At 46.7% G+C, this 19,545-nt stretch carries 18 protein-coding genes; 4 read left to right on the top strand and 14 right to left on the bottom strand.

Going from position 1 to position 19,545, the window contains the following annotated elements:
- The first annotated feature begins 67 nt into the window (after positions 1-67).
- A complete protein-coding gene (locus RBI05_RS18875; protein ID WP_310552170.1) occupies positions 68-622 on the top strand; it encodes an isochorismatase family protein in 555 nt (184 codons plus the stop codon).
- Between the two features lie 56 nt (positions 623-678).
- On the opposite strand, the gene RBI05_RS18880 is transcribed toward RBI05_RS18875, so the two are convergent.
- From RBI05_RS18880 to RBI05_RS18915, 8 genes are all read right to left on the bottom strand, one after another.
- Complete coding sequence (locus tag RBI05_RS18880; RefSeq protein ID WP_310552171.1) at positions 679-3,663, bottom strand: M6 family metalloprotease domain-containing protein; 2,985 nt, start codon at positions 3,661-3,663, stop codon at positions 679-681.
- A gap of 319 nt (positions 3,664-3,982) precedes the next feature.
- Complete coding sequence (locus RBI05_RS18885) at positions 3,983-4,855, bottom strand: AraC family transcriptional regulator (RefSeq protein ID WP_310552172.1); 873 nt, start codon at positions 4,853-4,855, stop codon at positions 3,983-3,985.
- Between the two features lie 87 nt (positions 4,856-4,942).
- Positions 4,943-5,710, bottom strand: coding sequence for a hypothetical protein (locus tag RBI05_RS18890; protein ID WP_310552173.1), 768 nt, complete (start codon positions 5,708-5,710; stop codon positions 4,943-4,945).
- A 63-nt stretch (positions 5,711-5,773) separates the two neighbouring features.
- Positions 5,774-5,974 (bottom strand): TetR/AcrR family transcriptional regulator C-terminal ligand-binding domain-containing protein, encoded by a 201-nt coding sequence (locus tag RBI05_RS18895; protein ID WP_310552174.1) that lies wholly within the window; start codon positions 5,972-5,974, stop codon positions 5,774-5,776.
- Positions 5,896-6,429: a TetR/AcrR family transcriptional regulator gene (locus tag RBI05_RS18900; RefSeq protein WP_310552175.1), complete on the bottom strand. Its 534-nt coding sequence runs from the start codon at positions 6,427-6,429 to the stop codon at positions 5,896-5,898. Before RBI05_RS18900 ends, RBI05_RS18895 begins: the two co-directional genes overlap by 79 nt.
- A 313-nt stretch (positions 6,430-6,742) precedes the next feature.
- Complete coding sequence (locus RBI05_RS18905) at positions 6,743-8,482, bottom strand: ABC-F family ATP-binding cassette domain-containing protein (protein WP_310552176.1); 1,740 nt, start codon at positions 8,480-8,482, stop codon at positions 6,743-6,745.
- Between the two features lie 272 nt (positions 8,483-8,754).
- The gene (locus RBI05_RS18910) at positions 8,755-9,288 is read right to left on the bottom strand and encodes a YceI family protein (RefSeq protein WP_310552177.1); all 534 of its coding nucleotides are present in this window, start codon (positions 9,286-9,288) and stop codon (positions 8,755-8,757) included.
- A gap of 17 nt (positions 9,289-9,305) precedes the next feature.
- The gene (locus RBI05_RS18915; RefSeq protein WP_310552178.1) at positions 9,306-9,758 is read right to left on the bottom strand and encodes a MarR family winged helix-turn-helix transcriptional regulator; all 453 of its coding nucleotides are present in this window, start codon (positions 9,756-9,758) and stop codon (positions 9,306-9,308) included.
- A 167-nt stretch (positions 9,759-9,925) separates the two neighbouring features.
- On the opposite strand from RBI05_RS18915, the gene RBI05_RS18920 reads away from it, so the two are divergent.
- Positions 9,926-10,573 (top strand): phosphatase PAP2 family protein, encoded by a 648-nt coding sequence (locus tag RBI05_RS18920; RefSeq protein ID WP_310552179.1) that lies wholly within the window; start codon positions 9,926-9,928, stop codon positions 10,571-10,573.
- A gap of 64 nt (positions 10,574-10,637) precedes the next feature.
- Here the strand turns inward: RBI05_RS18920 and RBI05_RS18925 are convergent, their stop codons facing one another.
- The 3 genes from RBI05_RS18925 to RBI05_RS18935 form a co-directional block, all read right to left on the bottom strand.
- Positions 10,638-12,881, bottom strand: coding sequence for a U32 family peptidase (locus tag RBI05_RS18925; protein WP_310552180.1), 2,244 nt, complete (start codon positions 12,879-12,881; stop codon positions 10,638-10,640).
- 150 nt (positions 12,882-13,031) lie between these two features.
- On the bottom strand, positions 13,032-13,820 hold the full coding sequence (locus RBI05_RS18930; RefSeq protein ID WP_310552181.1) for an ABC transporter permease: 789 nt from the start codon (positions 13,818-13,820) through the stop codon (positions 13,032-13,034).
- A gap of 15 nt (positions 13,821-13,835) precedes the next feature.
- Entirely contained in the window at positions 13,836-14,765 is a 930-nt protein-coding gene (locus tag RBI05_RS18935) for an ATP-binding cassette domain-containing protein (RefSeq protein WP_310552182.1), read from the bottom strand.
- 144 nt (positions 14,766-14,909) lie between these two features.
- Here RBI05_RS18935 and RBI05_RS18940 point away from each other — a divergent pair, with 144 nt between their 5' ends.
- Positions 14,910-15,368: a MarR family winged helix-turn-helix transcriptional regulator gene (locus RBI05_RS18940; RefSeq protein WP_310552183.1), complete on the top strand. Its 459-nt coding sequence runs from the start codon at positions 14,910-14,912 to the stop codon at positions 15,366-15,368.
- A gap of 113 nt (positions 15,369-15,481) precedes the next feature.
- Here RBI05_RS18940 and RBI05_RS18945 read toward each other — a convergent pair whose 3' ends face one another.
- Both RBI05_RS18945 and RBI05_RS18950 read right to left on the bottom strand, forming a co-directional pair.
- Entirely contained in the window at positions 15,482-16,495 is a 1,014-nt protein-coding gene (locus RBI05_RS18945; RefSeq protein ID WP_310552184.1) for a BtrH N-terminal domain-containing protein, read from the bottom strand.
- Positions 16,479-17,051: a PadR family transcriptional regulator gene (locus RBI05_RS18950; protein WP_310552185.1), complete on the bottom strand. Its 573-nt coding sequence runs from the start codon at positions 17,049-17,051 to the stop codon at positions 16,479-16,481. The genes RBI05_RS18945 and RBI05_RS18950 overlap by 17 nt, the downstream gene beginning before the upstream one ends.
- A 709-nt stretch (positions 17,052-17,760) precedes the next feature.
- Here RBI05_RS18950 and RBI05_RS18955 point away from each other — a divergent pair.
- Complete coding sequence (locus RBI05_RS18955) at positions 17,761-19,233, top strand: P-loop ATPase, Sll1717 family (RefSeq protein WP_310552186.1); 1,473 nt, start codon at positions 17,761-17,763, stop codon at positions 19,231-19,233.
- A gap of 156 nt (positions 19,234-19,389) precedes the next feature.
- On the opposite strand, the gene RBI05_RS18960 is transcribed toward RBI05_RS18955, so the two are convergent.
- Positions 19,390-19,545 (bottom strand): IS3 family transposase (locus tag RBI05_RS18960; protein ID WP_310550677.1); only part of this gene is annotated, 156 nt, incomplete at its 5' end.

Here is a 19,545-nt window from a genome sequence, read left to right on the forward strand (position 1 = left end):
CATAAAAATGCACCCCTTAGATTTTATCGGAATAACCAGGGGGGTTTTCCAATGTCTATTCTAAGGGGTGCACTTCAAGACGGCCCTGGTCATCATTGACCTGCAAAAATGGATTGGCAACCGGTACGCGCCTCATTCCGCCGAGACGGTCATTGCCCATTCCGCTAAACTGGCGAAGCTATTTCGCAGCAAGGGGGCTTTCGTGGCTCTTGTACATGTCTCCAGCAAAGACTTCAAAGATATGCCTGCTCCCAAGCTCGATAACTCCCCGCCCGCATTGAACCTGAGCGAGGGATGGGACGAATGGGTTCCCGAGCTCGAGGTGAGCGAGACCGACCACATCATCTCCAAGAAACAATGGGGAGCTTTCCATGGAACCGACCTTGATCTGCAGCTGCGCCGCCGAAACCTGGATACTCTCGTTCTATGCGGGATCGCCTCCGGCATCGGTGTGGATACAACGGCCAGAGAGGCATATCAGCACGGCTATCATCTTATATTCGCGATAGATGCCATGACCGGGTTCACCCAGGCCGAGCATGAGCACGTTCGGGACGTTATTTTCCCGAGGATAGGCCGGATTCGCACAACGCAAGAGATTCTTGAAGAGAGCGGTCTGTAACGTGCAAATAAAAAGGCTATCCGCAAAGGATAGCCATTCTTGTCCCTACTGTACGTTTATAAGTCCTTCCACTTCGCGACCGTAAGCTGCACCGTCTGCGGACCGCCCGACGGCGTCAAAGTGCGGTTCGCGATATCGGCTCCGCCCGGCGCCGTCTCCACGCTGGTCCAGGCTCCGCGCGTGAACTTGTACGTTACCGCCGTACCCGCCGGCAGACTCAGCGTAATGCTGTACGTCCCGTCGCTTCCCTTGGTCAGCTGGTAAGCCGGGTCCGCGGTGTTCCAGTTATTGAACGAACCCGAGAGGTAGACCGGCCCGCTGCCCGGCGTCGTTGCCGGCACAGTCACCTTGAAGGTCACGCTGTCCGCTGCCGGAACGCCCGCGTATAGATTGCCGTTCACGAGACTCCACGTTCCGCTGCCAAAGTGATAGTTGGCCGTCCCATTGTTATCCCACGTGCTGCCCCCATTATTAAAGGCCGCCGTCAATCCGGCCGCCTTGCCCAGCGGAACCGTCACGGCGCTATAACCCGCATAGGCAGAGGCGCTCATCTTCACACCTGGCGGCGTCGTCCACGCGGTGGTTCCATCCAGCTTGTAATGCATGTACGCGGTGCCGAACGAAGCATTCTTGTAGTAGATCGTAACGGAGTTGCTCTCGGCTGTCTTCACCAATGCCGCTGCGCTCGCAGCCGAGACATTGCCAGCGGCGTCGAATGCTTTAACGGTATAGCTGTAAGCCGTGCCGCCCGTCAGACCGGAATCGGAATAGCTGGTTCCGGCTGTCGTCCCAATCTTCAGATCGTCCCGGTATACCTCGTATCCGGTCACCCCTACGTTATCCGTAGACGCAGTCCACGTCACCGTTGCGGCAGATGCTGAATCCGACGTCGCCGCCACGTTCGCCGGCACGCTTGGGGCTTCGATGTCCGGGGTCGGCAGCGGTCCCGGGAAGTTCTCGACAACTTGTCCGGCGCTGATCGTAGACACTCCGGAATAGAGCGTATAATTTTGACCCGAATTATTGTCCCATTTGCCGTTGCCGTCGTTAAAAGCGCCTTTTCCGTTCACGCGATCGGTTCCCGTATCGATCACGCCCTTGCTGTATCCGGGGAACTCGGACGGTGTCAGAAGAATGTCCTTCCATATCTCCGTCGTGCCGGCCGGCGAGATCGTATAGTGAAGATACGACGTCTTCGCATTCGTTTGGTAATAGACGATAATTTTATCCGTGCTGGCCGGGGTGACGCTGATGACATTGCTGTCAGCCGACAAGTTCCCTGCCTTATCGGCTGCCCTTACCCTATAGGTATACGAGGCATTGGGATCGGAGAACCAGGTCTTAAACGTTCTTTCGGTAATCTCTACGAGCGGCAGGCCGTCTTGGTAGATGAAGTAGCTCTCCGAATCCCCGCTAGAAGACGGTTCCCAACTCAATCCGGCACTGCTCCGCGCCACATAAGGAGCCCATAGTCCTGTAATGGCAGACGGACCGGTGTAGTCCCCATATACGCTCACCGTCATACTGCTGGAGCTGGCTTGCGGAACGTTCACGTTGATTCCCGTATACTTGAACATCGCATTATAATAGCGGTCGCTATTCGGAGTCGTAAGCGGAGTGAAGCTCGTCCCGTTGCCTGCATAGTAATACGGATTGTCCGCGCTTACTTCCTCTAAATCGACGAGACGGTGAGCGTCGTTGTAGTTGCCCCCCATGCTCTGATCGATATGCCAGATCGCAACGCCGCCATGAACATTCAAGCTGCGGTCGTAGCCCTCGTACTCCCGGTTCTCCAGCAGGAAATACTGGTTGGGGTCCAGGGTCGGGACCTTGACGATATTATAGGCGCCTGTTCCCGTTGAATTTAGCGTATAGGATACGCTCGTATCCGACCGTGCGGTAACCACGTCGGCGAATCCGAGCATCTGCTTGCACCAAGCATCCATATGGACCGGAGTCGCTCCCAGATATTCGCCCGGCAGACTCCCCCAGCTGCCGTAAGACATCAAGCTATTGTTGCCGATGCCGCTTGAGCTGCCATCGGTATCATAGAGATCCGGCAGACCCAGCATATGGCCTAATTCGTGGGAGAATACCCCGATGGTTGCCTGATGGTCGTCATGCCGTTCACCTTGCTGGGTATATCCTGCGCCCATGGAACCGACGCACAGCTTCTTGCCGTCTAGAACCGGAGCATCCGAATCCCCCAGGCTCGTAAAATGCGCCCATACCGACTGAGTCGCAGACGAACCGTAAGACTGTTCGAATCCGGCGAGAATCGTAACGACTTTAAGTTCATCGTTCTGAATATAGCCGTCTCCATCGGTATCGTAGCTTGCCATATTGATGTACGGATTAGCCGCATTCAGCGCTTCGACAACCGTCGTGGCTCCCGAAGCGTAGGCGTGATTGAGATGCACCTTAATGATTCCGTCGTTGGCCGTCCCTGCATTCTCAGTTGCCGGAACGAAGTTCAGGCGGCCTTGGGACACCTCGCGATAGTAATCCTTGATGCTTCGATTGGCCGTGCCGAAGAACGTCTGGTTCCACTGCGAATCGGAATATTTCAGAGCAATATCATTGAATTCAACCAGCAGGACAAGAATCGGCTGCGTCCCGGTCGTAGCATTGCCGTCCATTCCGAAGAACAGCCCGGGCCCGCCCGCCGCCGCCGCTTCCGAAGAAACTGTGCCTTCCCGGAGAGCGGGTGCGCCTTCGCTTGCCTGAGGGGGACTCAGCCGCAGGGCTTCCTCGGCAGTGTCCAGTACCGCTGCGTTCTCCTCGAGCCATTTATCCAGGTCCCGCTTATGCTTAACCGCTTTGGGCTTACTGTCAATCTGGACTCTGGCCGCGCTCGGCTTCAGCGTTGTAGAACCCAGCTCCGCATAATTCCAATATCCCTTCTTATCCCGAACGATGATCTCATCCTCAGGCGTAACCGCCCAATTCAATCGCTCATCCCCCTGCAGCCTAGCCGTGAACGTCTCCCCGCTAGGCTGCTTGAACACTTGCAGATCGGTTCTGGCCGGCGCCGCATACATGATACTTCCTGCACAGAGCATGACAACGAAAAATAAGGCAGAAGTAACAATCACCCGATAACCTTTCATTCTCCACTCTCCCATTCTATTCTTTTTTGCGCAAACGTTTGAATGCAAAAAGAGAATAGCATGAAAAACGCTGTGAATATACCACTTTTAGTTTATTTATGTTAAATAAATACTTTAGTCCCTTTAAATCCCTGTTCGCCTTTGCGCATTGGCTCCTTACAGCCGCTCAGCCTTACTCTGATACTGCCATCACGCTGTCTGTAGCCAAAAAATTACGGCCAACCCTCTCGGGCTGGCCGTAATCCATCCTTTATTTCTTCGCAACCGGTATCCATATCTCACTTTTAAAGGTCGTGGATGAGAAGTCTTTGCTTTCATTCCAGAGCATTTCCGGCCCCGCGGCCAGTTCGTAATTTGCAGAGGGGAACCATTCGGAATAGATGCGCCCCCATACGTTCTGCAAGGTGTCCGGAAATGGACCTGTCGCCTCAAAAACGGCCCAAGTCCTTGAAGGAACCTCTAATTTCGCCAGCTGCTCCGAACCCTCCAAGGTGGTCGCTACACCAATATAATGATCCAGCTCCCCATTCTCCTCCATCCGCTCTTCGGAGAAGTTCGTTGATGCTTGAATAATCCCGAACGGTTCAATATTAGAAAGTTTCTTGATCTGATCGATGTCATCCTTGGTTAGGTGGTTCCACATGGCTGAAATTTCAGGATTAACTCCGTTGAATTGAATGGGAACTCTCTTCATAGTGCCTACGATACGAAACGGTTCTTTCTCGACAATACGGTAATTCATGGCGCTTCCTCCCTGAATGGTTAATTGGAAGGTCATTCGCGGATAGGCTTTTAACGATGCAACCTGCGACTTTACCGAAGATGGCAAGATCCCGTGCAGATTCTGAAAGGCTCTAAAAAAAGCATCTGCCGAGTGGTAGCCGTACTTCACTGCCACATCCAGCACTCTCAAATGACTTGTCTGAAGCTCAAATGCGGCAAGCGTTAAGCGTCTTCGGCGGATATATTCCGACAAAGGGATGCCCGCGAGGAACGAGAACATTCTGGAGAAGTGATACTCCGAACAATGTGCCAGTCTGGCAGCCAACTTCAGGTCAATCTCCTCTTCAAGATTGTCTTCAATATAGGTCATTGCCTGGTTTAATCTTGCCAGCCAATCCATTCGAATAACCTCCTTTCCATCCCCAGAATAGCAGGGTCCGCCAGCCCTTATCCGACTTCCCATGCACCGTATTGTCGTGTGTGGAGATCAATATTTAAGCTTCACATTCCTCCACAGACTATTCCCACTCTTGTCATAACCTGTCATCTCGGTGGCGCTTATCAACTTGCCTGTCTGAACATCAAAGAAAGCGCTCATTCTCAAACTGCTATGCTCACGATTGGGAGAATTCGGCGAGATGCCCATCACTCTGAGCAGCAGACGTGTTTTGGAGGAGCTGGGGTCGGTACTATACCCATTGATCGTAAAATGATACCCCTTGATCCAGTCATCGGCTATAGCAGGATCTCCTGGTTTCATCCCCAGTATCTTAATCGCTTGTTTAACCGCATCGGAAGAATCGATTTGAATAGAGGACACCGCATACTGTCCTTTAACAAGTAAATTCTTGTCGTTTTTATTTACTTTCTTGGTAATGGCCATTCCCTGATCGATCTTAATATAGATAAACACGTTCCCTTTCTTGCTGCCAAATTCGAGATTCCAGGCATCCCTTGTTCCATCCGAACCATCCGTTCGTTCCTGTGGAACAGAAGTGTCATCCGTACTTGTTAGGCTAATTAGCAATGGCTCTTCCTTCATCTGCTTCTTCGCCTCTGCGTACCCAAGGCGCAGTGCCTCCTTCGCGGTTACGCTCTTCTTTTGTTCGATTCTCTTATTCGTTGTTGAGGCAGCCTGTACTTCGGATTGGTTAGAGGAGCTGCCCCAAAAAACGTTTTTCATACTGAAGGATAGAACGATTATAATCGCAATCCATGTAATGGAGGATATGCCAACATGCTTTTTTTTGCTCAAGGCCGCTTCTCCTTCGTTAAATAAGTATAAGAAATTCAGGCAGTAAACTTAGGGCAGTCTTCCTTATTCCATTTCGTATGGAGCAATTAACGGATTCCTGAGGGCCGGGAGCAAGATGCCGTCGATTAGCGAAGTGTAGAACGGCTTGTCGAAGGTTTGGCGTTGTACAAGTCCGCGGTAAGAAGTCATTGAAGTAATAACCTGGCAAGCCATCTCCATGTCGGCTTGGGGCGAGATTTCACCGCGGCCGGCGGCCCGGCGCATAACTCAAGGTTCACTGCGGCCCACGGTTCAAAGATTTCTCCGTTGATGGATTCTGAATTCTGCGTGAACAAGGAGCCCAGACCCGCCAGTACCCGAAGTTTGCGTTCCCCCTCTTCAATCGACTGCGGCTTCAAGAGCGCGAGCAGATCACCGCGTAAGGTTCCCGTATCGGGCAGGAGATCAAGCTCCAGATGATTTCGATTCATCCAGGTCAAGGCATCCCGGACCAGCTCTGTCTTGGAGGACCAGCGGCGATACATGGTCGCCTTCCCGGCCTTCGCTCTGGCTGCAACCATGTCCATGGTCATTCCATCAAAACCGGCTTCGGCGAGGATCTCGATGGCCGCCTCCAGAATTTGGGCGTCCCGTGTGTGATCGCGTTTACGCCCCGCTGACTTCGCTGGTTTTTCCGCGGATTTGGACCCGGCTGACTCCTCATGATTCATTTTATTCATAAAATCCAACCCCATTTTCCGATACTTTATAGTTCCGGAACTGTTCCGAATTTAGACGCTTTAATTTAAGTATCCCACACCGAACAGGGAAATTAAAGCAGGTCGGTGCAGTAAGCTGCTGCAATTGGATGGGAGCGGACGTCAAGAAGCCTCTCCGACTTTTCGGAGAGGTTCCTTGTTATAGCCGTGGATTTTATCCTACTGTGATACGGTTTAGCGTAACATTCTAACGGCGACACTGCGATAGGATTCATCCGTGTCTTGTTTGCACCTTCTTTGGCCTTCCCTCTACCGTCACCGCGAGCGCTGCCGTCTAAAGCTGCTTAATGATCTCTTCCAGCTCGTCGACCAAGACTTTTGCCTTTTCAAAATCCGTATTGTTCAGGGCTAATCCGATCTGCAATTCAACGGCCTTTTTCTTTTGTTCGTTCTCCAAATAGTCTTTATCAAAATGACGGGCGTAAATCATCTGTCTGAATTTGCGCATACTCATTTTCCGGATCGTCTTGTTCTCAATGATCAGCACATAGTCCATGCCGTTTACGACGGAATAGAAATCGTGCGAAATCATCAGAATCGCGCCTTTATAGTCTTCGATGGCTTTCTCCAGCGCAATCTGCGCATAGAGGTCCAAATGGCTGGTCGGTTCGTCCAGCAGCAGCAGGCCGGCTTGTTTACCCGCGACTTTAGCCAGTTGAAGCATGTTCTTTTCTCCACCGGATAAAGATTGGATCTTCTGATCCAGGATTTCACCTTCAAAGCCGTAATTCACAAGATGCGCTCTAATCTCGTCATACGAGCTGAACCCCGCGTCGATGAATTCATCAAGGATCGTGTTCGAGTCTTGCAGCGTTTCGTCCTGAAGCTGCGATAAATAGGCCACTTTCACATCTGCCCGGATTTCGATGAAGTCATGGTGGTTTTTGAAGATTTCGCGGAGCAAAGTCGTTTTCCCGGTGCCGTTCGGGCCGATGATCGCGACTTTATCTGTAGCTTGAATCTCGAAATTAACGTTATGCAGAAGCAACTCGTCGAAGGCTGCACTGTAATCGGCAACCTTTACAATAGCAGCGTCTTCTACTTCATGATCCAGCTCAAAACGAATATTCGGCTGCTTGATCTCCACAAACGGCGCTTTGATCCGGCGCGCTTCCAATCTTTCCTGGAACTTCACTCTGGCTTTCAACGCACGGCCTCTGGACGCGTCGGCAACATTCGTTGCGATCTCTCTAAGATTATCGATAATGTGATCGTATCGCTCAATTTCTTCGGCTTCGGCGACTGCGATTTCTTGCAGCTCGATCTTGGTCTGAAGCAGCGAGAAGTTATAATCGATATACCGCCCGTCGTACTCCTGGATCTCCATGTTTTCAAGGTGGATGATTTTATTGAAGCAGTGATTCAACAGATAGCGGTTGTGCGTCACGACCAGCAGCATGCCTTTATGGGAATTGATCAATTTCTTGAGCGCATTGAGATTGTCAAAATCCAGAAACACGTCCGGTTCGTCCATGATTATCAGGTCGGGGCTGCCGAGCATCTCTTTCATGACTTCAATCAGCTTGAATTCTCCGCCGCTCAAGGAAGAAACTTGCGCGTCTTTCAGCTTCATCAGATTGGCGAGATTCAGCTGCTTATGAATCGTGCTCTCGAAATCATCCCCGCCTATCGCATCGAGTGCGTCCAACGCCGATTGATACTTGTCCATCAGCGCATCCATATCCGGCGTGGTTGCCATCTCCGCATAAATCGCGGTGAGTTCATCCTGAATCTTGATAAAGTCTTCCCCGATATATTCAAAAACGGTCATTTCCTTCGTTCTGTCCACCTGGGAGAACTGACTGACGTACCCGATTCTGCAATCGGGGTCGACCTCCAGCTTGCCCTCGAACAAATGTCTCTCCGGGTCCATCAGCATTTCGAGCAGAGTACTTTTCCCGCTGCCGCTCGTGCCGATAAAGGCGCAGTGTTGGCCTTCTTCGAGCGTGAAGGAAATATTTTGGTAAAGTTCCTTTTGCGGAAACGAGAAGGATAGGTTGTCTACTTTAATCATGGTGTACCTTTCTGAATCGCCGTAACGGCGGATATTGTGGGGGGGTTCGGTCTGTCTGCTTAAGGTTGCCGATTTTCAGATTAACACTGTTTGGTGGGGAGTACAAATGATTTGTAGAAATGTTCCTGAAGTGAATACGAACGGCTTGCCGGTGCCCTCCAGCGCTGCACCTAATGTCTCAACAGCGCGGAGATCGGCTGCAACTGCACCTGCAAAATCCGAGAAATCGGTCTGAAGCCCAGATGAATGACTCCAGCCCTACTCGGACAGCATTAATCCTTCTTGATAAGTTCAAGCGCAATGCTGATCTTGACTTCTTCACCGACGACGATGCCCCCAGCTTCGAGTGCAATATTATAGGTCAGCCCGTAATCCTTGCGATTAATCACCGTCTCTGCTGCGAAGCCGGCACGTTCATAGCCCCGATGGTCCTTGACTAAGCCGCCATATTCTACTTGAAGCGAGACTTGCCGGGTGATACCTCGCAGCGTAAGCTCCCCATTCAGGATGTATTCACCCTGTTTGCTTCGGACGATTTCCGTACTTGCGAACTGAATCAGCGGATATTGATCCGTTGCTAGGAATAGCGCTCCCCTGACGTCCTCATCCCGCTTAGGATGGTCGGTCGTGAAGCTTGCAGCGTCGATCGTCACGTTAATATCCGCTGTCGTCATATCTTCGGGATTAGCTTCAATATCTGCTTCGAAGCGCTCGAAGCGCCCCTTTACTCTAGAAACCATCATATGCCTCACCGAGAACTCAATCATGCTATGAGCCAAATCTATCGTCCATTTCGATCTGTTCATTTTCCTCACTCCATTCTTTATAATTTGTCTGACCTCGCTCCCGAAGCCTGCTCCAGATTGCTACTAGCCTTGCGAATTAGACGATGAAAGGTTTCCCGTTCCTCGATTGAGAAGTCGGCAAGCATCCGTTGTTCTAGGCTGTTCCACTGCCTATTGGCCGGTTCGTACAATTTTTGGCCCTCTTCCGTCAAGTAGACGCGTGAAATGCGGGAATCCTGCTCATCCCGAGAACGAACGACAATGCCACCCTGTTCCATGCGTTGAATCGATTTCGTCACGGTGGGCAATTCGAGCTTCAGACGTGAGGCCAGCTGCGACTGAGACAAGCCGTCTTCTTCTCGGAGAAGGAATAGGATCAGGTCTTGGGCGATATGCAAACCTATGCTGCTAAGTGCCTCCTCCGCCAAAATACGATGTTTCTTAACTAGATGAATTAGTGCATATCCGATATCTTCTTCAAAATGTCCCATGGAAGCCTCCAATCCCTCATATACTTAGCCGGCTATTTATTCTTATTACATAAATCTGTCAACCATTGAGCCTTCCGACGGGCAGAGACAAAATGATTATGTTTATTCCCGCTTAAATCAACTATAATGGGGGATGGATTTATCATTTATTGGAAGAAGGTTGAGAAGTGCCGCTGCGCAACTGGAAATATACACCGCTGCTGTTGATGCTGGTTTTCCCGGTGCTCGGGAAGATGTATGCCTGGGTCAACAAGCCGAGAGGCAAAGTCTATCATCTGATGACCTCATGGGATAACGCCATCCCTTTCGTCAAATATTTTGCACTGCCTTATTCCGTTTGGATCTTTTATATTTATCTATGTCTTTACTATTTCTTCAAGAAGGATTTGCGTGTGTATTACCGTGCTTTGTTGATTTATACCGTATGCGCCTGCATTTGTTACGGCATTTACTCTGTCGTCCAAACAACGGTGCCTCGTCCCGAGTTGGTGGGGCATGACGTCTTTACACTGATCGTGCGCTTTGTGTACCACCGGGACCAGCCGTTCAATTGTTTCCCCAGTATCCATGTGTTCTCCAGCTACATGGTGTTCCGCCTGACCGCCCGCAGCGGCTTCCGGAACAGATGGAACATGCTCCTAATCGGGGGGATGTCCGGGATGATTATACTGTCTACGCTGTTCATCAAACAGCATTCGATTCTCGACGGCCTTGCCGGTATGATGCTGGTTGAAATTGTATTGCACGCCGTTCTGCTGGCGGAGTACTTGTTCGCCCGCAGCAGCACTCCCCAAGAGCGTTCTTTACAGAGATAGTCCTCAAAAATCCTGGAGCCCCTTCCGCAGATAAACGAAGGGGCTTGTGTATAACCACTTTCATCTACACAATCTCTTTATTAAAATGTCCTCTTGTGTCCGTCTCCTGATCAAAGACAGCATGATTCATCGAGCCGTTTAATTTGCCTGACGCCATCTTAATGACATTCATAACCTGCTCTTTTGATTCAACGGTGAAGTTTAATCGGAACGCCTCCATTCCCTTGATGGTGTGCAGCTCATCTAATAGGTTAAGCGTCTTCCCATTAAGGAGAGTCGTCGTACAATCCTCATGGGAAAGGATAGGGAACGTTCCATGCTCATTTTTTAACTCATAGATCCTCGTCTTGCAAATGCTGCATTGATTCATTTTTTTCATCGGGCAGTATTTGGTGAACATTAGAGGAGTCCGTCCATACACAATCATTTCCAGTGCCGGATAGCCTCCATTTGCTTCATAATAGGCATTCATTAAATCTTCAATTTGGCTCTTATTCAACTCATAAGATAAAGTGACTCGTTGGGCACCTAATTTATATAATTCATAGCAAGTAGCCGCATTAACAACATTGAGAGAATAATCCGTAACGAACGGATTTGTTCCTTTATAGTGATAAATTCCCCCGTATCCGCCAATCAGCAGCTGCCCATCTTTGTCCTTATACCGGTTCTGATTTCTTCTAACCACGTTATCAAAATAGATCTCCTTAATTCCACCGCTCACGCAAGCGTCATACTGTTCCTTCGTCGTTACCGAGGCTGTAAGGTAGGGTTTTACAGGGGCAAAGCTTATTTGTTCGTCTGGCTTCAGAGTCTTGGTTCTTTTCTTTTGGCTGTTAAGCTTTAAGTCATATAAGCCCAGGACAATATCTCTTCTTGCTGCATTTAACAGTTTCGCTGGAATAAATGCATTGCATTCCTCAAAATCCACATGATTAAGTTCGAATATCGTATCATTTAATCTGGTAAATTGTTTGATTACCTGGTCTTTGGTTGTGGGATTATTAATGGCTTCGCTTAGAATTTCCTCGCTTTCATATGAATAATGATGGCCCAAGCCCTCCGCATCGATGCGAAGCTTTGAATCCGGACTGGCATATACGCTAATATCCAGGCTAAACCGCTTAAATTCTTTTTCCAGCGATGCTTCCAATTCTTTGTTATAGAAATAATCCTTTGTTTTATAGACTTGATCACCCACAGACAGCTTTTCTTTCACTTTGATATAGCAGACATGATCTGCTTTGTTGATCAATTCGCCGTCTTTATCGTACAGTTTTACAACAGTTAAATTAACATCCTCCCGGTTGTGACTTATCCGAATGGTATCGTTTTGGTTTAAAGTACGGGTAAGTGTAAGTTCATACGTATCTTTAACCACCTTGCTGATGGTTCCAATTGCATAACCAAAGTTATTCGGCCTTGCGATGTTTGTTATATCTCTCTTATCTTCGCGAAATAAATACCCTTTCGTAAAGGTTCGATTGAATGTTTTTTTCAAATTCTCCTTATCTTCTTCGGTGATTTTATGATCTAAGGCCAGGCGGTATTTGGATACCACATTAGCAACATAGGTAGGTACCTTCATTCGGCCTTCTATTTTTAAAGAATCGATTTCTCTCAAATCCTCGATATAATCGATGGTGTTCAAGTCCTTCGTAGATAGAATATAGCTTTCTCCTAGAGAGGTATCGGTTGTCTTATCCATGAGTTCGTACGCCTTACGGCATGAACCCACGCATCTTCCGCGGTTAGCGCATCGATAGCCGGTTAATCCCGACATGAGACAGTTCCCCGAATAAGATACACATAATGCACCGTGAACGAAAATTTCTAAAGGGATTTCAGCCCTTTTTTTGATCTCTTTTACCTTTTTCATTTCAACTTCGCGGGACAGAACCACTCTTTTCGCACCAAGCCCTTGAAATAATAAAGTTCCGTCTATATCGTCTATTCCCATTTGAGTTGAACAGTGGGCTTCCATATCAACAAAGTTTTTAACGATATAATCGAATGCGGCCAGATCCTGAACGATAATGGCATCCACGCCGATTTCATTCAGTTCACGTATCTGCTCTTTCATCTCTTCAACTTCGTTCTCAAAGACGATGGTATTCATTGCCACATAGATTTTAACGTCCCTCAGGTGCGCATACGCAACAGCCTCTTTTAACGATTCCCAATCAAAATTAGATGAGTATGCACGTGCACCAAATTTTTGCATCCCTAAGTATACGGCATCACAACCATTCGAAATTGCAGCTTTTAAGGCTTCCATATTTCCCGCCGGGGCTAGTAATTCAGTCATGTTTTACTCCTTATGACCCATAATTAATAAATCGCTATCCTTGAGTCTATCCCGATGGAGCAGCATGAGGCTGTGACCCAGCGCATGGAGGATATGAGGCGGGCTATGAAGAAAGGACAGGGCGGTCGCCTCTGTCCCTTTTTGCCGGAACTAAATTTTTCTATTATAGATTTTAACTGTAAGTGGAGCAATAATCATAATAAGGAGGATGCCGATCAAGAGGGTCATGGATGCGCTTGAAGTGAACTCTCCCTGATTGGCTAAATCTTTGAAAGCCGTGACCAAATAAGTAATCGGATTATGTTCAGCTACGCTCTGCAGAAAATGGGGCAACGTATCAATAGGCACGAAGGCGTTGGATAGAAAAGACATCATCATGGTGACCATGGTCGAAATACTGGAGATCGTTGATGCAGACTTGGACAGCAGACCAATCAAGGCAAACACCCAACTGATTGCGCAGGCGCCGAATATGGCCAAGAGCAAAGCGACGACCAACCACCCCCACCCGGCTTCCGGACGCCACCCAAGAATGAAGCCCGTACCGATCGAGAAAAAAGCCGCCGCGGCATACCGCAAAATATCCGATACCACTAAACCAGCCAGTGGAGCAATCCGGACAATGGGTAATGATTTAAACCGATCAAAAACGCCAGTATCCAAGTCTTCCCGCAATTGCGTGCCCGTTGCCGCTGACGACATGACCAGGGTTTGAATGAGAATCCCCGGCACGATGATGGGCAAGTATCCTTGTACACCTCCAGCAATCGCACCTCCGAACAGATAAGAAAAGACGATCATGAAGAAAATAGGGATGACGGTTACGTCGATCAATTTATCGGGATTATGTTTGATTTTCAGAATGTTTCTTTTTGCCATTACAACAATATCATACAGAGCGCTCTTTAAGTTGTTTTGCTTACTTATCATGGATTCCATGTCTATCCCTCCCACTTATTTAGTCAGTTCCAGAAACACCTCATCAAGCGTCGGTTTTCTAACCGAGAACTCTTTGATTTCTATATCTTGCTGAGTTAGATCTAAGAGTAATCCCGTCATCACTTTCGTGTCTGCCAGCTTAACGGTCAACTTGGTTCCTTCGGGTGAAATCATGGCCTCCTGGGCGATTTTCGCCTTGATCAGTCCTCTGGCTCTTTCGGCATCGCTCCTATGCTCCAGAGTAATTTCAAAATGGGTATCGCTTAACAAGGACTTCAATTCATTCGGCGTTCCCTGAGAAATGATTCTTCCATGATTAATGATCGCCAGTCGATCTGCGAGTTGATCCGCTTCCTCCAAATACTGAGTTGTCAGCAAGATCGTTGCCCCGTCGCTTGCCAAGTTGCGAATCACCTCCCACATCTCTCCTCGTGTGCGTGGGTCTAAGCCCGTTGTCGGTTCATCCAGAAAAATGAGGGGTGGCTTCACGATTAGACTCACCGATAAATCCAGCCGTCTACGCATCCCGCCCGAAAATTCACGAATCGGCCGATCCTTTGCCTCGGTTAAGGAAAACTGGTTGAGAAGTTCAAGCGCCCTCGCTTTGGATTGACTCGCTGATAGACCGTTCAATTGCCCGAAGAGCTTCAAGTTCTCCATCGCGGTCAATTCCTCATCAACGGTTGCATATTGGCCGGTCAAGCCAATCAAGCTTCGAACCTTTCGAGCATCTTTGGTGACGTCTTTGCCAAAAATCATGGCTCTGCCTTTTGACACTTTCGTAATCGTGGCAAGCATTCGTAAGAACGTTGTCTTTCCTGCACCATTCGGACCCAGAATACCGAAGATCTCTCCTTTCTTAATATCCAAAGAAATACCATCGACTGCTCGCTTGTTAGGAAATTCTTTAACGAGCCCTTGAGTGGAAACGGCCAGCTCTGTCATTCTGTGTTCTCCTTTGCCTATTTAATAAGGATACCTTACTAATAAAATAAGGTACCCTTATTAAATTGTCAACACCCTAATTTGAATTACTTCGGTGACCTGATAAAATAGAGGGGGACGGAGAACTCATAAGGGGAAATGGGTATGGATGAAAAACAGCTGAATATCGATATCACTACGAATTTCATGAAATATTATGATTTACTCACCATGTTCTTAAAAGAAAGCATGATTAAAGGCAACGTGTATACGATCCAAAATCGAGGGCAAGGAAAAATATTAGGCATTCTTCGTCAAACACCACATCTTTCTCAAAAAGAATTAGTCAGTCAATTAGAGATGCGCCCGCAATCTGCTTCTGAAATGATTAAAAAGCTGGAAAAAAAGGGGCTTATCGAGCGATATAAATCGGAAGAGGATCAACGCGTGATGATGATTACGCTAACTAAAGCCGGCAAAGTGGTATTAAATCAAAACGGAGATTTTCAGCCTGCATTCTCAAATGTTCTAACCATAGAGGAAAAACAACAGTTTAATCGAATACTCGAAAAGCTTGTATCCGAAATTGAACCCGAAGTCGCGAAACTTCGCAACAAGCAATAGGGGCCAGGTAGATTGATAAGTCAAAGGGAGCCGTCCTTAAGTCGATGACTGGGACGGCTCCCTTACGGATTACTTCACTTGGAGCAGCCACCATGTTCGCGGCAGTCTCCATCCTATGAACTTGTGGCCAGAGGGTCATTACGCAGATGTACCAAATACTCCATCGCTATACGTTCTTTATCGGCAATCTCGAGTAAAAGCTTGGAAATCCGGATTAACTCCTGATGGTCTCCCGTCCTTCCTACCAGGTCGATCAAAGAAGATACGGTAACCCACATAGGAGCGATCTCTGTAAACGCCAAGTATGCCTGTTCTACTTGTGGGTCTCCGAACAGATCCACACATTCTTTTAGAAAATCTCGATATAAATTTCGAAACAGAGCGCCGCCGGTCCCCGCTCTTTCCATTAATAATGCAGTTAAGCATAGATCATGCTCAAAATTGTTGCTGCGAGAAGGCCACTTCAGGATTTCACGGCTCATTTTCACAATGCCTTTATTCCCCATATTGCGAATAGGCGGATTCAAATAATCCTGTGCATTCTTGGTTAAGGATGATCGGATAGCAGGGATAAGCGGCGGAAGGGTGCCTATCGGATCGATTGTAAAGGAACGATTCCTGGAGCTCATGGGCCCCTTTGCGTTTCTGGCCATAGCCAAATGGGCCATACTTGTCTTCACAAGTCCCCCCTGTTGTCTAGTATCCGCCATGTAGGCGTATTCTTCATCCATGCCATATATGACCGCATAATGGGCGGCAAAGTGCACTTTGTTCGTGAAATAATCCAAATAGTAGGAGTCTAGCTTCAGCCCTACCGGAATTCCGCCTTCGATGAACCTTCGTACGTTCTGCCACGCTTTTTCAACAGACGAGGTTTCTTGCGCCTTGATGGATAAGTTGAGTCGGGATGCCAGGCAGTCCGTTAATTCATCCGGCTTCACCCTTCCCCCAATAAAAGGGAAGTCCATCCGCTTGGAATCCCAATAAATGAATCCCAACCCTTGGCCCAGACCGAATAACATTGGCTCCGATAGTTGAACTCCCGCAAAGTGAAGTAAATTGCCCATTGTTGTCGTCTCGCAGTGCTCCCCTTGAAAAGGGCGGAACCCTTCAATGATAGTAGGCATGATCTTTCGTCTCCTCCAACAATTCATTGATTAGGTTCGAAACGAATACTTGTTCACTCTCGATAAGACTCATTGGATGGAGGAAAAGCATCCTTACATGCAGCGGCAATCGAATGTTCCCTTGCGCTTCATACTTCTGCCTTATATTTTCCGAAGCCTCCCCAAGAAAATCCAGCCGCTTCCGCATAGCTTCAACTGCTTCATTCTTATCGATAAAGGATAATGCGGCAAGACCGAGATCGAATCGTTTATCACGCTCTCGCGAAGATGATAGGCAGACGATGATTTCATTCCTCAGGGTTGTCCTGCCAACTTCCGTTACGACATATCGGATCGGCATAGGTCCCTTGCCTGACTTCTCGCCTGCTGCTTCGGACTCGATCAAACCTTTCTTGTTCAATTTCTTCAGTCCCGCGTAAATCGAGGTCGTGCCGATATCCACCCATTCCCGATAGCCGCGTTGATCAATTATCTTGTTAATGTCGTACCCTGACGCTTGATTGCATTCTGCGATAATTTGCAGCAGCATAAATTCAACATTTGAAAGTTGGTGCATGGAGGAACACCTCATAAATTATATTTCATAGGTGTATTATAACATTAGTGTAATAAAAGTAAACAAGGTTTTAGAGATGAAATCCCCAAAAGGTGGGAAACGCCCCGAATTTGTAAATTGTGGAGTAGGCGGAAAATTGAAGTTGTGGAGAGGGATATTTCAATCGTTAAATTTGCGTCATTTGTGGTACGGTGTCTTTAACGGCAAGATTTATGGCCATCCGCTGAATGGCCCTTTCTCTTATTCGCATTGTTCAACTATCCTTGCTGTTAGTTTAGCAAAGCGAGATTTGTGCTTTATTCTTTAATTACCGAAACCAAAGCTCGAACTTGAAGTTGGGTTTGCCATATCATGTTCTGGGTAGGCCTCTATATCTGGGACACTCTCGTCTACGCGGCGGTAACCCGACAGGCACCACTCTTTCCAAAAGTGATTAACAAGTTCCATCAGGTTTCCATCCTGCTCAAGAATGGCCCATTTCGAGGACTTAAGCTTGAGTCCCCCGAATCCCCAGGTGTATTTTTGTTTGTCGCAGCGGTAATTCAATAGTCGAACTCGTGTTGGCTGTTGAATTGGTTTGATATCCATTGATAACTGTAATTTAATATAAATTATGGAAATTAACCCAGATGAATCAAAGACAAGATTTGATATAATATGCTATAATTTCTTGGAGATAATTTCATAAATGATATTTGGGGGAAATAGAATGGCTGTGACTTTTTCAGATTTTAATTTTGGTTACGCTGATGCCGATACAGAATTAAGAAGATCTCCTTATTTATTTGATGTCGCTTTTTACGATCGAAAAAAGGTTGTTGAAGAATTAATAAAGGGGTATAAATTTATCGTTTTAGGTAGAAAAGGTGTTGGGAAATCTGCGTATGGCGCTAAAATTCAAAGACTTTCTAGTCAAGATCAAGAGATTGTAAGCGAGAAAGTCGATTTATCAGATTTTGAATTCAATACTTTTTCGAGATTAAGTAGTAGCAACCAAAGCGGTGCTGCTCGTTATTCCATAAGTTGGAAAATGATACTTCTACTTAAAATATTTTCTGTAATAGATAAGAATAACCTAGCGCTTGAACATGAGCGGTTTCAAAAAATTTTGAAATCTCTGAAAGATAACGGAATTTTGCCGAATGAGAAATTATCTAAAGTAATAAGAAAAGTATCCAAAAATGGATTTAATATATCAATTCCATATTTATCAGATTTCTTAAGTGGCGAAGTTGCAAAAGAACAAGAAACTATACTTTCAAATCCCGCTGAAATTACAGAAACACTATTAGAGATACTGGAAGAAATATATTTGGGTAATAATAAGGTGTTTATTATTATTGACGGTCTTGACGATTCTCTTAGAGGAAAATCTAGGCAGCTTGATATAGTTGCTGGCTTAATTCGCGCAGCTGCCACATTAAATAATGAATTAATAGATTTCAAGCTACCGATTAAAATTATTGTTCTTGCAAGAACTGATATATATACTACCTTTAATGATCCAGATTTAAACAAAGTAAAACGTGATTCACAAATTTCAATTGATTGGAATTTTAACTTCGATAATCCTTTTGAGTCCGATCTATATGAATTAATTAAACTAAGGTTTCTTACAGCTGAGGAGAAAATGGAATGTACGATTGACGAGCTATGGCATAATTTGTTTCCTGAGAAAGTCGAATTTGCGAGAACGGAACGAGACTCATTAAGCTTTGTAATAGAACATACATTAAATAAACCTCGAGATGTCCTACAATTCTTGATAGAGTGCCAAATAAATTATCCTGAGAATACTTGCTTAAGTCAAAATGAATTCCTCAATGTACTTTCTAAATACTCAGAAAACTATTTCCTAGAAGAAATGAAAAACGAGTTGGCAGGTTTCATTTCTGATTCTTCTATAAATGCAATTCCTGGGCTATTATCCAGATTAGGAAGAAATAGGACTTTCACACATGGTCAGTGGCTTTCTGAGTTCAACGAAGATCCTCAATTCAAAAAAGAAGATTCAAAAATGATACTTGAAATGTTGTTTGATGGTGGTTATATAGGTCAGTTAAGAAGGAGAGGAGAACATGCAATTCCAGTCTATAAGTATAGAGAATCACATGAGAAAATTATGCTAGAAGATAGATTTATTATCCACAGAGGTCTTTGGAAAGCATTAAATATGATTTGATACCGCTTCTATTAAGTGTCTTCAGATGTAAACAAAGAACTCACCGTCTAAAAGGAATTGCCCCCATAATGTGAGACAAATCAAAACACCTTCAAGAGAATGGAACCTGTCGTAAGATTGGTCAAGACCCCATTTAGTGGACATTGAAAAAAACACCTAGGCTCCAAGCTGGCGCCGGTACTCTACTGGCGTCAGTTTGTTTAATTTACGCTGTGGTCGTCTTCGGTTGTAAAATCGTATGTATTTCTCGATTCTTCTTTGTGCCTCAGCCATTTTTCGGATATCATAAGGATAGAGTCCTTCCGTTTTGAG

This window comes from Paenibacillus glufosinatiresistens, from assembly GCF_031470375.1.
Classification (GTDB): Bacteria; Bacillota; Bacilli; order Paenibacillales; family Paenibacillaceae; genus Paenibacillus_AQ; species Paenibacillus_AQ glufosinatiresistens.